The organism is Rhodococcus sp. AC861, assembly GCF_979256035.1.
Genome location: NZ_CEEDMW010000001.1, coordinates 943337 through 957991, shown reverse-complemented (window position 1 = coordinate 957991; position 14655 = coordinate 943337). Strand labels below are relative to the sequence as shown.

General features: G+C 66.5%; 16 protein-coding genes. 9 read left to right on the top strand and 7 right to left on the bottom strand.

Annotation, left to right across the window (positions count from 1 at the left end):
* Nucleotide 1 precedes the first annotated feature (1 nt).
* The 6 genes from AC0IX4_RS04575 to AC0IX4_RS04550 all read right to left on the bottom strand — a co-directional run bounded on the left by AC0IX4_RS04575 (nucleotide 2) and on the right by AC0IX4_RS04550 (nucleotide 5960).
* On the bottom strand, nucleotides 2-1063 hold the full coding sequence (locus AC0IX4_RS04575; protein WP_471828192.1) for an NAD-dependent epimerase/dehydratase family protein: 1062 nt from the start codon (nucleotides 1061-1063) through the stop codon (nucleotides 2-4).
* A gap of 40 nt (nucleotides 1064-1103) precedes the next feature.
* The gene (locus AC0IX4_RS04570) at nucleotides 1104-2483 is read right to left on the bottom strand and encodes a hypothetical protein (RefSeq protein WP_471828191.1); all 1380 of its coding nucleotides are present in this window, start codon (nucleotides 2481-2483) and stop codon (nucleotides 1104-1106) included.
* Nucleotides 2480-3181, bottom strand: coding sequence for a methyltransferase domain-containing protein (locus AC0IX4_RS04565; protein WP_471828190.1), 702 nt, complete (start codon nucleotides 3179-3181; stop codon nucleotides 2480-2482). The genes AC0IX4_RS04570 and AC0IX4_RS04565 overlap by 4 nt, the downstream gene beginning before the upstream one ends.
* 189 nt (nucleotides 3182-3370) lie before the next feature.
* Nucleotides 3371-4060 carry a hypothetical protein gene (locus AC0IX4_RS04560; RefSeq protein WP_471828189.1) on the bottom strand — a complete coding sequence of 230 codons (690 nt, stop codon included), beginning with the start codon at nucleotides 4058-4060 and terminating at the stop codon, nucleotides 3371-3373.
* A 164-nt stretch (nucleotides 4061-4224) separates the two neighbouring features.
* Nucleotides 4225-4737, bottom strand: coding sequence for a hypothetical protein (locus AC0IX4_RS04555; RefSeq protein ID WP_042574381.1), 513 nt, complete (start codon nucleotides 4735-4737; stop codon nucleotides 4225-4227).
* A complete protein-coding gene (locus tag AC0IX4_RS04550) occupies nucleotides 4734-5960 on the bottom strand; it encodes a molybdopterin-dependent oxidoreductase (protein ID WP_042574380.1) in 1227 nt (408 codons plus the stop codon). Before AC0IX4_RS04550 ends, AC0IX4_RS04555 begins: the two co-directional genes overlap by 4 nt.
* Nucleotides 5961-6180: 220 nt before the next feature.
* Here AC0IX4_RS04550 and AC0IX4_RS04545 point away from each other — a divergent pair, with 220 nt between their 5' ends.
* The 6 genes from AC0IX4_RS04545 (at nucleotide 6181) to AC0IX4_RS04520 (ending at nucleotide 10493) form a co-directional block, all read left to right on the top strand.
* A complete protein-coding gene (locus tag AC0IX4_RS04545) occupies nucleotides 6181-6531 on the top strand; it encodes a VOC family protein (RefSeq protein WP_471828188.1) in 351 nt (116 codons plus the stop codon).
* A gap of 20 nt (nucleotides 6532-6551) precedes the next feature.
* Nucleotides 6552-7424 (top strand): ATP-grasp domain-containing protein, encoded by an 873-nt coding sequence (locus AC0IX4_RS04540; RefSeq protein ID WP_471828187.1) that lies wholly within the window; start codon nucleotides 6552-6554, stop codon nucleotides 7422-7424.
* 124 nt (nucleotides 7425-7548) lie between these two features.
* Nucleotides 7549-8406: an ANTAR domain-containing protein gene (locus AC0IX4_RS04535; protein WP_471828186.1), complete on the top strand. Its 858-nt coding sequence runs from the start codon at nucleotides 7549-7551 to the stop codon at nucleotides 8404-8406.
* Nucleotides 8403-8759: an STAS domain-containing protein gene (locus tag AC0IX4_RS04530; RefSeq protein ID WP_471828185.1), complete on the top strand. Its 357-nt coding sequence runs from the start codon at nucleotides 8403-8405 to the stop codon at nucleotides 8757-8759. The genes AC0IX4_RS04535 and AC0IX4_RS04530 overlap by 4 nt, the downstream gene beginning before the upstream one ends.
* A gap of 98 nt (nucleotides 8760-8857) precedes the next feature.
* Nucleotides 8858-9262: an ATP-binding protein gene (locus tag AC0IX4_RS04525; RefSeq protein ID WP_042574530.1), complete on the top strand. Its 405-nt coding sequence runs from the start codon at nucleotides 8858-8860 to the stop codon at nucleotides 9260-9262.
* Between the two features lie 52 nt (nucleotides 9263-9314).
* Nucleotides 9315-10493, top strand: coding sequence for a N(5)-(carboxyethyl)ornithine synthase (locus tag AC0IX4_RS04520; protein ID WP_471828184.1), 1179 nt, complete (start codon nucleotides 9315-9317; stop codon nucleotides 10491-10493).
* 366 nt (nucleotides 10494-10859) lie between these two features.
* Here AC0IX4_RS04520 and aztA read toward each other — a convergent pair whose 3' ends face one another.
* Complete coding sequence (gene aztA, locus AC0IX4_RS04515; protein ID WP_471828183.1) at nucleotides 10860-11507, bottom strand: zinc ABC transporter ATP-binding protein AztA; 648 nt, start codon at nucleotides 11505-11507, stop codon at nucleotides 10860-10862.
* 55 nt (nucleotides 11508-11562) lie between these two features.
* Here aztA and aztB point away from each other — a divergent pair, with 55 nt between their 5' ends.
* The 3 genes from aztB to aztC all read left to right on the top strand — a co-directional run bounded on the left by aztB (nucleotide 11563) and on the right by aztC (nucleotide 14624).
* Nucleotides 11563-12429: a zinc ABC transporter permease AztB gene (gene aztB, locus AC0IX4_RS04510; protein ID WP_471828182.1), complete on the top strand. Its 867-nt coding sequence runs from the start codon at nucleotides 11563-11565 to the stop codon at nucleotides 12427-12429.
* A gap of 54 nt (nucleotides 12430-12483) precedes the next feature.
* On the top strand, nucleotides 12484-13695 hold the full coding sequence (locus tag AC0IX4_RS04505) for an ABC transporter (RefSeq protein WP_471828181.1): 1212 nt from the start codon (nucleotides 12484-12486) through the stop codon (nucleotides 13693-13695).
* A 110-nt stretch (nucleotides 13696-13805) separates the two neighbouring features.
* A complete protein-coding gene (aztC, locus tag AC0IX4_RS04500; protein WP_471828347.1) occupies nucleotides 13806-14624 on the top strand; it encodes a zinc ABC transporter substrate-binding protein AztC in 819 nt (272 codons plus the stop codon).
* Nucleotides 14625-14655: the final 31 nt, after the last annotated feature.

The window sequence follows — 14655 nt, the reverse complement described above, 5'->3', positions numbered from 1 at the left end:
GTCACACCACCGGGGCCGAGCCGTCGGATGCCGCCCGTAGCGGTGCCGACGCGAACCGCGTCAGTCCCTCGTCCGGACCGACTGCAGCTCGGAATCCGAGAATTTTCTCGGCCCGAGCGGCACCGGCAACGATGTGCCGCACGTCGCCGGGACGGAACTGACCCGTCACCTTCGGCTCGATGCCGCCCCCGTGTGCACGACACAGAATGCGCGCTACGTCACCGATCGAGATCGGGTGTCCCGAACAGACGTTGCAGGCCACGAACCCCGCTCCGTCGTGCTCGACGGCGGCAAGGTTGGCGGCGGCGACATCGCGGACGTCGACGAAGTCCCGCATCTGCCCACCGTCCTCGTACACAGTCGGTGATTCACCGCCCTCGAGCGATGAGCGGAACATCGCGGCGACACCGGAATACGGTGTGTCACGCGGCATTCGGTCACCGTAGACGTTGTGGTAGCGCAGCGCCGTGACCGATCCGCCCGTCGCCAGCGACCAGGCGAGTGCATAGTTCTCCTGCGCGAGTTTGCTTGCTGCATAGAGACTTCGGGGCTCGAGCGGAGCGTCCTCGTCCACCGTCTCCCACGTCACCGGCTCGTCACCCTCCGGGCACTTCGCATCGAACACCCCGTTCCGCAGATCCGACGGGTTCCGTGGGCGCGGACGGACGACACCGTGCACGGGGCAGCGGTAGCGACCTTCGCCGTAGACGACCATCGATGACGCGAGAACCAGCTTCCGGCACTCGGCTCGGGCCATCGCGGCAAGTACTTCGGCAGTACCGAGGTCGTTGTGGCTGGCGTAAGCGGGCGCATCCGCGGTGCTGACGCCGGCTCCGACGACGGCGGCCTGGTGACACACCACGTCGACCCCCGCCATGACATCGTCCAGAGCGCGGGGGTCACGGACGTCGACAGTCGTGACGTTCGGCGCGTGCCGCGGCGTCGAGCCGTGTGCCGAAGGCAGGAACGCGTCGACAGCCGTTACGTCGTGGTCGGCCGCCAACAGTGCTTCGTAAATGTGTTCACCGATGAAACCGGCCGCGCCGGTGAGTAACACGTGCATCGTCTTCTCCTTGTCGTGTCGATCGAGGGGGGCGGGTCGCTCACCAGTTCGTGTACGTCAGATGGTTGATCGCCAATGCCAGCACGGCCTGCGCTGCCAGCCAGAAGCGCACCGAGCGGTCCCCGATCGCGACAGTGGCGACCGTCATCCACACCTGGAACGGCAGCCAGATCCGCTCCGTCTCCGCCTTGCTCAGCCTGCTCAGGTCCGCGAAAGTCACGGCCAGCAGAGCTGCCACCACGAGTAGCGTCACCGGCTCGGCACGTCGCACACGTGGCAGTGACACCACGCGGGACAGGGCGGCGGGCACCGCGAGTCCCACGGCGCAGACCAGAGCGGCGATGTTGCCCCAGCTCCAGTACTCGAACGGGCGCGCGGACGCGATGCCCTGCCAATATCGTTCCTGGACCGCCACATACCCGTCGAACCACCAGAAGCCCGACGCGGTGAAGAGTCCGGCGACGACGAGGGCGCCGCCGATCGCCGGTAGCAGTGGCCGCACACGGCGGGATGCGATGAGCACCGCGAGAGCAGGCAGTCCCATCAGGGCAAGGCCGTAGTTCAGGTAGACCGAGAACCCGAGCAGGAGACCGGCCGCGACGGCAACGGCGTCGTGGAGCAGTCGTCGACCGGCTGCTGCGACGGCCAGAAGGGCGATGCCCCAGGCGGACACGCCCGTGAAGAATCCGTCCGCGGAGACACCGATCCAGATCGCGCTCGGCGCGATCACGGCGAACGGGATCAACCGTCGGGCGGTGTCGCGGCCGACGAGCGCTGCGACGGCCACAGCGGTGGCAACGGCGGCCGATGACCCGACGATCACACACAACCATGCGGCGGCCGCGCCTCCCCCGAGTCCGATGCGGTCCAACCACACGAACGTCAGGATCGCGCCGGGGGGATGCCCGGAGACGTGCGTGGTCCAGGACTCCGCCTGGCCGTCGACGATCCGGTCGGAGAAGCCGCGCAGCGTGGCACCGATGTCGTCGATACCGCCCACTTCGGACAGATACTCGTCGCGGGACGTCAACTTGTCGACGAACCCTTTCTGCCAGCCGTCGACCGCAGCCAGACCGACGGTCCAGACAAGGGCCGTCGCCCAGGTGACGAGGAGCAGCGGACGCCACGAGATGCGTGCCGCCACGGACGGGCCGAGGATCACCACCAGGACGCCGACGATCACCGCGACCGGAGTCCCCGGTCCCACGTGAGCGCCCCACCGCCCGAACAGGGGCGCGAGCGACGCGAAATCGTCGAACTTGAAACCCAAGCCGCCGATCAGCGGGGTGACGACGGCGTTCTCCCGCCGCGCCACGAACACTGCCGCGACGACCAGTGCAGCCGCGAGGAGTGCGCCGATCAGTTCCGGAACTCGAGGAACCCACCCGCGCCGCCGATCGATCGCAGTCGGGCCGCTCACTCGGAAGTCTCGGGGGCTGAACCGTACGGGGGTTTGACGAAGTGAGCGAAGTACCGACCGGCGATCGCGGTCACACCGACCGGTACCAGCCCTCGTGCCGCGGCGAGTGGCGCCAGCGTGTCCGCATCGATTCGCGCCCAGTCGTACCAGGGCCCCGCAGTCTCGTCGCTCTCGATACGCAGACATTCGGCGACGAATCCCGTTCCGGGCGTTGCCACTTCGACGTGGACCGATCCGCTCTCGCACGCGATGTCGTGAGCACGACCGATGACACGGCCGGGATCACCACCGATGCCGATGTTCCCGTCGACGAGAAGCACTGTGTCCCAATGCCCTTCGTGTGGAACGATGTCGAAGATGTCGGCCAGCTCGGCTTTGGCACCACGTTCACGGACCAGCGCGACAGCTGCCGGGGACGTGTCCACACCCATCGCCGACACTCCCCGTCGCCGCAGTTCCTCGACCAACCGGCCCGGCCCACACGCGAGATCGATCGTGCGTCCCCGGCAAAGGGCGAGCAACGTCTCGTCCACTGCGCGGTCATCGGCGTCTGCGTGCTCGCCGCCGAGCCAACGCCCGACCGGCAACAGGTTCCGTCGGCCGTCCCGGTGCCGCACCCACCACGCGGTACCGGTGGAGGCAGTGTCGAACAGAACATCGAAATTGTCAGGGGCCTCGCCCGCCGAAGTCGCTGTCACGCTTGTCCCTTCTACAGACCCCGACTGGTCCGGCACTTCCTCGATGTGGATGCTTGTCCATTCCCGGTGGACGTCGGCGACAAACGTCGCGTTGAGTCGTTTTCCACGTTCAGGGGCCATCGCCCGACTCGTCGACACGATCCGGCCCACATCGGTGTCGATGTGGGCCGGGTAGGAGGCTATGCCTCGTTACTGCGTGTTGACAGTGATCGTGGCGACTCCCACGAGCAGTCCCGGGGTGACGGCGTCGGTCTTGAACGTCTCGTTCAGCAGGCCGGCGGCGGTCTCGGAGATATGCACGGTCGTGCCCTGCAGAATCGCGGTGTTGTTCGGGCCGGTGGCCAGCGGCTCGAGGGTGCGGCCGTCGAGATCGAACAGCACGGCGTCGGTGGCGGCGCTCTCTCCGTTGACGGTCACATCACCCATGAGCAGTGAGGTGCCCGGATCGATGACGAAGTTGGTCAGCTCCACCGTGGTGCCGCCGGCGGTCAGCGACAATCCGCTGCCTTCGTGGTCGATGGAGCCCTGCACGTACGGATCGACCGTGCCCGGCGTCCAGTACTTGACGTTGCCGCCGGTGATCGGGAATCGAAGTGATCCGTCCGCCAGGGTCGCCGTGCCCACGGTTCCCGGGGTCAACCCGAGCGTGGTCAGAGCGTCCGTGAAGCCGGTATCGAGCGCAACGGCGGTGTCCACGCCGGTCAGAGCGTCGACCTGCGCGGCAGGTTCGGGCTGAGTGGACGTCGATGCGGCGGCGGAGGACGAACTGGACGTCGTCGCTGCCGATCCGCCGTCGTCACCGGACGAGCAGGCGGCCAGCGGAATCAGGGACATCACGCCGATCGCAGTAGCGGCCACGGATTTACGGATGGTGAACATATCAGCTCCTTGTCGTCGGTAATGGTTACTCCACATTCGCCGCGACACGGCCCATGGATGGTGTTCGACCGCAATCGTTCCCGCGGCCACCTGCGTGGCAGCGATGGTGGAACCTCACCCGATCGGACGTAGAACGTTGTAGCACAGCCATTTTCGCGCTACATCTACGCGCCCTGTGTATCCGTCCGGTCGTGGACGCGTGGCATCGCAGGTGACGGCCGCCTCACCGCCGCGAGCACCCGCACCAGGAACACCGCGACGCTGATCGCGACCATGGCCGCCACGACCCACAGCCACCGCTCGAGATACGGGTCACGGTTCAGGCCAGTGGCCGCCACGATGGCAGTGTCGTCGGTGTTCAGGATGCCCGGGAAGAACACCAGCAGCGTCAGGGCGGCGCCGAGGGCCGGCACCCGAATGTGCTGCCGCACCGGGACCTGTCGAACCGTCCAGTTGCGAGTCGGGCGCGTCGCCCGATCCGCCAGCGAGTACAGCGGGTACAGAACGAGGTCGTGCAAAATCGCCGCACCGATGAACCACACGGCGATCGACTGCCACCACCTGTCCGGGTTCCACAGTGCGTCCACCCCGAGAGTCAGGACGGCGGCACCCGCGAGGATGAAGGACACGACCATGACGGCCGCATGAGCGGCGCCCGCCCCGTACAGCCGCCTCATCGATCGGCCCCGCCGGCGAAGTCGATACGCGACACCCACTTGGTGTTGTGGACACCGGGAAGGCCCGGAACGATCACCCGAGCGGGATAGCCGTGGTCGAGCGACAGCGCCTCACCGTTGACGGTCAACGCGAGAAGCGAATCCGGATGCCACACCTGGTTCTGCGCCAGCGTCGCCTGCGCGAACGCACCTCCCTGTTCCAGCGAGGCCACTGTGGCGGTGCCGTCGGACACGCCGGCGAGGCCGGCGAGGTCCCGCAGGCGCACCCCGGTCCACTCCTGCGTCGTCGACCACCCCTCGACGCACGCGATCGGCAATACCGCGGTGTGCTGATCCATCGCCTCGAGTGCTGCTCGGTCGAGAACCACGCTCGTCGTTCCCGACAACTCCACACGCCACGAATCCCCGGTGGACGCCGGATCGATTCCCGCTGCGACCGCCGTGCGATTGATCTGGAAGTCGTTCGGCCCGTCGCCGTAGGAGCGGCCGCGGGGCACCAGCAGAGCGGTCGATCGCAATGGCCCGTCGATGGTCTGTCCGATAGTGAGTGCCGCCAGCAGTCCGCTCCCGCCGGCCACGAGTGCAAGGGCCCCGCGCCGAGAGATGCCGTCCGGCGCCTTCTGCTCGTGCTCCGGTTCCACCCCGGCCGCTCGATTGCGCTCCCGGAGCACCTCGGACAGCGACGTCTGTCGCAACGTCCTCCACATGACCGGAACCTTGACGGCCACGTGCGCGAGGAATCCGGCAATGAACACCCATGCCCCGAAGTAGTGGGCCGTGTAGAAGTCGAAGCCGAAGACGTAGTCGTACTGGATGTTGAGCACACCGGTGACGATCTCGAACAGCACACCACCGACCAGCATCAACAGGCTGAGCCGCTCGAGCGCCTGCGCCGGGGATCGGACCGGCGGCCACTGCACCAGCTTCGGCATCACCGACCACAGCTTCGCGAGCACCAACGGAATGATGACGATGCCGAGCGTGACGTGCAGGCCCTGGTTCAACCGGTAGATCCATGACGGATCGGTCGGCCAGTCGAACTGGGGCAATCTCAGCCACCCCACGTCGCCCGGGCGGGCCTGCCCGAACTGCGGCCCGTACGCGATGTAGGACAGCAGCCCGGTCACAGTGATCACCGGCAGTGCCACCAGAAGGACGGCACCGAACACCGACGTCAGCCAGGGACCGCGAATCGCACTTCGGAATTCAGGCAGCTGACGCAACGGCGGAACCCTTTCGACTGACTGTTCTCCGACTCTCGAAGTGTCGCACGGCCACGCGATGCAGGCCGGACGATCTCGAATCGTCGGCACAGCCGACCTACGCCCACTGATCAGCACGTATCGAGCGGGGTCGAATCGACGCGGACAACGTCCGGAACACCGATGAGATCGCGACCTCTCGCCGGTCTATACCCACGACACCCGACGAGAGGACAATCCCATGATCGACCACGTGCTGACCGTCGTACCCGTGCGCGACATCGATGTCGCACGCGATTGGTACACACGCCTGCTGGGACGTGAGCCCGACAACAACCCGATGCCGGGTCTGATCGAATGGCAGGTCGTTCCGGGTGCATGGATCCAGGTGTTCCGCGACGCCGACCGGGCCGGCCACACACAGACGAATCTTGCGGTCGACGACATCGACGCTCAGATCACGGAGGTCACAGGCCGCGGACTACTCGTCGGCGACACGACGGATGCCACCAACGGAGTCCGACTCGCATCGATCACCGATCCTGACGGGAACGTAGTCACGTTGATCGCCGGGTTCAGGCCGGTGTACTGACGGTTTGCGACACTGATCGAGTGAATGTCCAGGCTCTGTCCAGCGTCTCCGCCCCACCTGCCCGCAAGCGGGTTCTCTACGTCACCGACCTGGCCTACGAGGCTCGTGGGCGCCGCTATTGCGACGAGGACATCTACCTCTCGACACGTTTGCGAGAGCATTTCGACATAGGACTGTGTCATCCCTTGGACGCGTCGCACTTGATGGACTCGTTCGATGCCGTCCTCGTTCGAAATTCCGGCCCCGCAATCCATTACCGACAGGAACACGATGCGTTCAGGGCGCTTGCCGAGGCCCGGAAGGTCCCGGTGCTGTCCGAGTTGAGCGGCAAGGCCGACATGGCCGGCAAGCAATACCTGGTGGACTTGTTCGCCGACGGGTACCCGGTGATTCCCACCGTCGATCGTCCCGCGGATGTAGCACGCCTGCCCGAGTCGGTCGAATATGTCGTCAAACCGAAGTTCGGCGCAGACTCGGTCGGTTTGCGCTTCGTCCGTGATGCCGAGCTCGCGGACTTGGACGACGACGACAGTTTCGTGCAACCCCGGATCATGTTCGAGTACGAGGTGTCCTTCTACTTCATCGGTCACACATTCGAGTACGCGCTCTACGCACCGGATCCCAGCCGACGGTGGGCGTTGGAACACTACGAACCGACGCACGCCGATCTGACGTTCGCTCGAACTTTCATCGACTGGAACGACATCGACCATGGGATCCAGCGCGTCGACGCGTGTCGCACCAGCACCGGCGACCTACTTCTCGTCGAGCTCGAGGACTTGAACCCCTACTTGTCGCTGGACCGGGTCGCTGCCGCGACACGCGATGTCTTCGTTGCCGCTCTGGCGGCATCCATCACGTCGTTGATCGGAAGCCGATCCCGGCGGAACTAGTCCGTGCGCGAGGTCAGGGGGTTGACCCGCAGCGTACGGTTGGCCTCATCCGGTGAAGTCATCACCGCGCAGCGTCCTCCGCGCACGTCGACAGGTGTCATGACTGCACCACAGAGGACTCCGCATGACGGATTCGATCTCGTCCGGCCTGCCCCCGGATGATCGCAGCACGGCGGCCACGCTGGCGGCTGCGACCGCCTTCGACGACGAGATCGCGGGGGCGTTGTCGTCCCGCCCTACTCGTGCGACTCCCACCCCGATCGCGATGCGCTACTTCGCTGCGGACACTTTCGACGCGTTGGACGTATTTCGTGAAATCCTGCTGTCACACAGTCGGTTTCAGGCCCTTCTTCAGGGACTGTGCGACCAAGCGGTGGCCGCACTCCCCGGCGCGGACATGGCCGGGGTGACACTCCTGCATCACGATGCGGCCAACCCGGAAACCGCGGCGAGATCCGATTCGAGGGTCAGCGACATCGAAGCCGATCAGTACCGCGTGAACGAGGGCCCCTGCCTCGAGGCCGCCCGGACCGGGCGCATCGTGCGGGATCGCGTCGAAGAAGCAGCTTCGCGGTGGCCGCTCTTCGCGGCGGCGGCCACCGACGCCGGCGTACGCAGCTTCCTGTCCGCACCCTTGGATGTGGATTCGGAGCATGCAGGGTCGTTGAACATCTACAGCGTCGGCGATCACGGCTTCAGCGACATCGACGAGGTCCTGGTGAAGGTCCTCGTGACCGCCGTGGAGGTCGCTGTGTGGGAATCGCGGCACACCGCGGAGGCCCGGGAAGAATCAGGCAACCTGCGTCGTGCGATGGAGACCCGCGCCTGCATCGAACAGGCGAAGGGCATCGTCATGGCGGTGCGCGGCATCACCGCGGACGCGGCTTTTGCCGCCCTGGTCGAACAGTCTCAGCGGGAGAACGTACGTGTGTCGGTGCTCGCGGAGCGCACGGTCAGCTCGGTTGTGGCGGTAGCGCAATGAACCGGAACCACGACACCCGTTCCGTCGAGGTCACCACTGCCCTCGATGGTTCGGTGTTGATCGTCTCGGTCCGGGGCGACCTGGACCTCAACACCACGCCGATGCTGACGGCAGAGCTCGACCGAGCGCTGTCGCAGACGGTGCCCTCCGCTGTCATCGTCGACCTGACGGAGGTCGCCTTCCTGTCGTCCACCGGGATGACGGCTCTGATCGACACGCACCGTCGGATCGGCGCGCTCGCGGTCGTCTCGAACGGCCCGGCCACGACGCGTCCGCTGATGCTCGTCGGATTGGACGAGATGCTCTCCCTGCACGCCGACCTCGACACGGCGCTGGCCGCGGTGTCGTCCTGAACGGCCGTGCGTTGGGCGTACTGGAGACGACACGCGACCCCGCCACAGACCGCAGCGGCGTCCCCGGCCTTCCGGTCACCCGGCACCCGCACTTCGTCATGTCCGAAGTACCCGCGGACGCCCTGTGCATCGGCGCCGTGCGGAGGGCTCTGGCCGCGTGGCTCTACATCCTGCCGTTCGACAGCACGCGCAGAGCAGACATCGTGCTGGCGGTGTACGAGGCGATGGCCAACGTCGTCGATCACGCGTACCTCGACTCGGACGGTGTCGGCACGATGCAGATCGGCGTCACATACACGGTCGACGTCGGTTCCCTCGACGTCACCGTGATCGATCGCGGACGGTGGAAGAACCCCGTACACAACGGTCTTCGCGGCAACGGCCTGCCGCTCATCTCGGCGCTGAGCACCGTCTCGACGGTCGACCGTTCGGCGACCGGGACCACCGTCCGCGCGAGATGGTCTTCCACGACACCCCACCCGCAGGAACCGGCATTCACCTGACGTCCGATCTCGTTCTCCGACAATCGGTTGCACTGCAACCGGAAGGGCACTCGTGCACCAGCTCACCCTCGGCGTCGCATCACTCTCCAGTAAACCGAGCGAACGTCGCCTCCCGATCCATCCCCGACACCTCGAGCGCATCGACGCCGATCTCCGGTCGCGCATCTACCTGGAGAAGGGATACGGAGCGCCGTACGGTGTGACGGACGACGATCTGTCGCGTCTGGTCGCAGGGTTGCGATCGAGAAACGACCTCATCTCCGACTGCGACGTCCTCCTCCTCCCCAAACCGCAGGTCTCGGACCTCGCGGGAATGCGCGTCGGGCAGACACTGTGGGGGTGGCCGCACTGTGTTCAGGACGAGAAACTCACGCAGAATGCCATCGACCGTCGGCTCACCCTGATCGCGTTCGAGGCCATGAACCACTGGTCCAGCAGCGGTTCGTTCAAACTGCACGTCTTCCACAAGAACAACGAACTCGCCGGCTACTGCTCCGTCCTGCACGCGCTTCAACTGGCCGGGTCGACCGGTGATTACGGTCGCCGACTCCGCGCGGCCGTCATCGGATTCGGCAGCACCGCCCGCGGCGCAGTGACCGCGCTGAACGCCCACGGCATCCACGACGTCGACGTCCTTACCCAGAGAGGCGCATCGGCGGTGAGCTCGCCCATCCACTCCGCGCGCATCGTCAATTTCGATGTCGACGAGCACGATCCGCACGAGAACCGAGCCCTCACCGACACCGGCCGAGTGCCGCTGCCCGGGTTCCTCGCCGACCACGACATCATCGTCAACTGCGTCCTTCAGGACACCGCGTCACCGTTGACGTTCCTCTCCACCGACGACTTGCAGGCCGTGGCGCCCGGAACGCTCATCGTGGACGTCTCCTGCGACGAGGGAATGGGATTCGAGTGGGCACGGCCGACGTCGTTCGACGCTCCGACATTCCTCGTCGGCGACAACGTCCGGTATTACGCTGTCGATCACAGCCCGTCCTACCTGTGGGACTCCGCGACCTGGGAGATCAGCGAAGCCCTGCTGCCCTACCTACGCACCGTGATGGACGGCCCGTCCTCATGGGACTCCTCCCCCACCATCGCCCGGTCCATAGAGATACGGAACGGCAGGATCAGCAACCCTGCGATTCTCGCCTTCCAGCACCGCGAGGCGGACTACCCGCACCGGACGGCGACAGCGACTGCGACTGCGATCAACCCGGCGCGAATCTAGGTGCGAGGCCGATGTGGCGACGATCGCGACGCCGTGTGCATCCACCACATCGGCGCACACACTCGCCCAGTCGGTTCCGCACGAGAGATCCGACAGCGAATGCCCCCCCCCGGAGGCCCGTGCGGGTGATGGAGTCCGAGTCGGACACGGGACGACTACCGCCCGTGGGCAGCTAGCACTGTGAACGACTCGTTCAGTACTGGACGATGGCAACCGCTTCCGCTCGATCCGTTTCGGGACCCCTCATGGATGTCAATGCCCACCTCAGGCGCCCCGCTGCGCCCGGAGCGGTGCGCCCGTCAAGCAGCGGCGAGCGCACCGTATCCGCACTCGCGACCCGTATTCTGCGTTCTGCCCCTGGTGCTGTCAGGAAACGATGCGACCGTCCTCGAGTGTCACGACCCGATCAGCGGTGCCCAGTACCGACGGGTCGTGAGACACGCAGACAACGGCCGCGCCGCGCTGGGATTCCGTTCTCATCACGGCCCGAATCCTTTCCCCGCTCGCAGTGTCCAGACCTGTGGTGGGTTCGTCGAGCAGGAGCAGGTCTGCCTGGCCCGCGAGACCCTGGGCGAGAAGCGCGCGTTGACGCTGCCCACCGGACAGTGTCGAGAAAGGCACCGCGGCCAGTTCGGCGATGCCGAGACGGTCGAGGGCGTCGTTCACCGACGCGCGAGAGCCGGAGTCGAGTCTGCGCCACCGACCGGTTCGACCCCACGCGCCTACGGTCACGACATCGCGCACGGTGAGAGGCAACCGGTCGGACACCGCTGCGCGTTGCGGTACGAACGCAATCCGCTGTGTCGCAACACGATTACCCGACGTCAGCGGGGTGGTGCCGGCGATCACCTCGAGCAGAGTGGACTTGCCGGCACCGTTGGGACCGGCGATCGCCATGATCGCACCGGGTGACACGTCCAGGTCGACGTCGCGCACGGCGACGTGTCCCGAGTATTCGACGCGCACCCCACGAAGACGAGCGGCGGGTGACTGTTCGGATCGAGAGGTAGACACGAGCCCAGCCTAAACGATTTTGAAAACCGTTATCACTGTCATTAACATCCCGTGGGTGACAGCCGAGGCCATCAGCACCCTGTTCGAGCCCTTCACGCTCGGCTTCGTACAGCGGGCCATGTTCGGCGGCGCACTGGTGGCGGTGCTGTGCGGAGTCGTCGGGACCTGGGTCGTCATCCGCGGCATGGCATTCCTGGGCGAGGCGCTCGCGCACGGGATGCTGCCCGGCGTTGCTCTGGCCACGGTTCTGGGAGCACCGGTACTGGTGGGCGGAGCGGTGAGCGCGGTGGCGATGAGTCTCGGAATCACCGCACTTCAGCGGCGGGGAAAGTTGTCCTACGACACGAGCATCGGCATGCTGTTCGTCTCGATGCTCGCGCTGGGGGTCATCATCATCTCCCACTCGGGAAGCTTCGCGACCGACGCCACGTCGATCCTGTTCGGCGACATTCTCGCCATCACCGCCGTCGACCTCGTTCTCCTGGCGGCCGCGGCGGTAATCGGTCTCGCGGTCGCAGTCGCCTTCCATCGGCCGTTGGTGGCGCTCGCGTTGGACCCGCGGATCGCCGCCGTTCTGGGTCTCGGTCCCCGCTCGGCCCAGGCCGGCCTCGTCGCTCTGGTGACGTTGGCGGTCGTCGCCTCGTATCAGGCCGTCGGTTCGCTTCTGGTCGTCGGACTGCTGCTCGCTCCTGCCGTCGCAGCCGGGCAGTGGACCACCCGCATCCCGACCCGGATGGCGTTGGCCGCACTTCTGGGGGTGCTGTCGGTGTTCGGGGGGCTTCTGGTGTCGTGGCACGCAGCCACGGCCGCCGGCGCCTCCGTCGCCGCCACCGCGATCGCGATATCAGGCCTGTCGGTGGCCTCGAGATCTGCCGTCACATCGCTCGGACGCCGCGGCGCGGTGGCGGCTCTTCCCGCCTGACAACTGCTCGATCACCCACCTCTTACCCGTAAGGACACTGTGCGACAACGAATCATGACCGCAGCCCTCGCACTCGGCGTCCTCGTCGTCGGCCCGATCGCGTGCTCCACCGAGCAGGCGGCGCCGCTTCCCGTCGAGGAGGCGTCCGGTGAAGGCCACGGGGCCGTCGCCGACGCGGCGGAACTCGCCGAGCCTCGCCTGGGGCTCACCACCATCGACCCCACCGGGGCCGTCTCACACGTCGATCTTCTGGACGACTCGGTGTCCGATCTCGGCACCATCGGGGCACCCGAGGCGATGACTACCGACGGCCGCTATCTGTTCGCCACGACGAACGCCGGCATCGAGATCGTGGACAGCGGCGTCTGGACCTGGGACCACGTGGACCACTTCCACTACTACCGCGCCGAACCCCGACTCCTCGGCACCGTCGAGGGTGACGGTGAGCCGGCCGTCGCCACGTCGAACCTGTCGACCTCGGGAGGAACCGGGCTGTACTTCCCCGACTCCGGCGACGCCGTGCTTCTCGACACCGAGGCACTGTCCCGGGGCGAGATCGCCGAGTCGTTCCGCCTGCAGAACCCACCCGGCGTCGGCATGGTCGTGCCCGTCGGAACGTTCGCACTCGTCACCGAGGGCGTCGGTGAGTCACGGACGGTCGTCGGCTATACCGCCGACGGTCAGCGCACCGGCCTCGTCGAGCCGTGCCCCGATGCCGCCGGCACGATCACCACGCGGGTCGGCGCCGTTGTCGGTTGCTCCGACGGCGCACTGCTCGCGTCAGCCACCGGAGATGAGCTCACGGTGGAGAGGATTCCGTACCCCGCCGACGCGACCGCCCCTCCCGCAACAGCATTCGACAACCGCGAGGGTCGTCCTACTGTCGCAGGCCTTGCCGGTGACCAGGGCATCTGGTTGCTCGACACCCGCGAGAAGTCGTGGACGCTCCTGCCCACCCCCACACCGTTGGTGCACGTGTCGGCGGTCGACGACAGCGACGAGAACGTCCTGGCTCTCGCGACCGACGGTCGCGTCCTCGTGTTGGACGGAAGCGACGGTTCCGTGGTCGCCGAGACGGGTCCGCTCGTAGCCGCATCCCTGGCCTCAGGGAAGGCACCGACCCTGGTCGCCGATCAGCAGCGCGCTTATCTCAGCGCGCCCGACGAACGTCGTGTGTACGAGATCGACTATGCCGACGATGCCCGCATCTCACGCACATTCGAGACGGCGACCGAACCGGCCTTCACCGCCGAGACGGGACGCTGAGCGTGAGACGACATCGAACAGGATCATCCCTCGCCGCGGCGGTGGCGACGATCGGAGTATTCCTCTCTGTGACAGCGTGTTCGGCGGCAGGAGACGACCGTCCGTCCGTGATGGTCTCGACGAACATCCTGGGCGATGTCGTCGAAGAACTCGTCGGCGACGAGGTGGACGTCGTGACCCTGATGAAACCCGACGCCGACCCGCACTCTTTCGAGATCTCCGCACAGGAGGGCGCTCGACTGCGCTCGGCGGACCTCGTCGTCTCGAACGGACTCGGCCTGGAGGAGGGCCTGCAGCAGCATCTCGACGCGGCAGCCGCGGAAAACGTCCCGATGTTCGTCGCCGGCGATTCCATCGACGTCCTCGACTACCGCGAGGGGGACGCTGCCGGCAGCCCCGACTCGCACTTCTGGACCGATCCTGCACGCATGATCGCCGTCGTCGATGCCCTCGAGCCTGTGCTCGCCGGACTCGACGGGGTGGATCCCGCCGCCATCGCCGAGCGCACCGGCGTCTATCGCACGAAGTTGGACACTCTGGACGCGGAGATGTCCGCCGCTTTCGCCGCGATCCCGGACGAACGGCGTGCGCTCGTCACCAATCATCACGTATTCGGTTACCTCGCCGATCGTTTCGACTTCGAGGTCGTCGGCGCTGTCATTCCCGGCGGCACCACCCTCGCCGCACCGTCGGCGTCGGACCTGTCCGACCTCGTCGATGCCGTGAACACCACCGGAGTCCGCACCATCTTCGCCGAGTCGTCGTCACCGGACCGCCTCGTCCAGGCACTCGCCAGCGAAGCCGACATCCGTGTCGACGTCGTCCCGCTGTTCACGGAGTCCCTCTCCGGCGCCGACGGCGGCGCTCCCGACTACCTCACGATGATGCGCGTCAACACCGAACGCATCGCCACCGGCCTCTCCACCTGATCAGTTCCGATCCCCCACAGAAAAGGACATC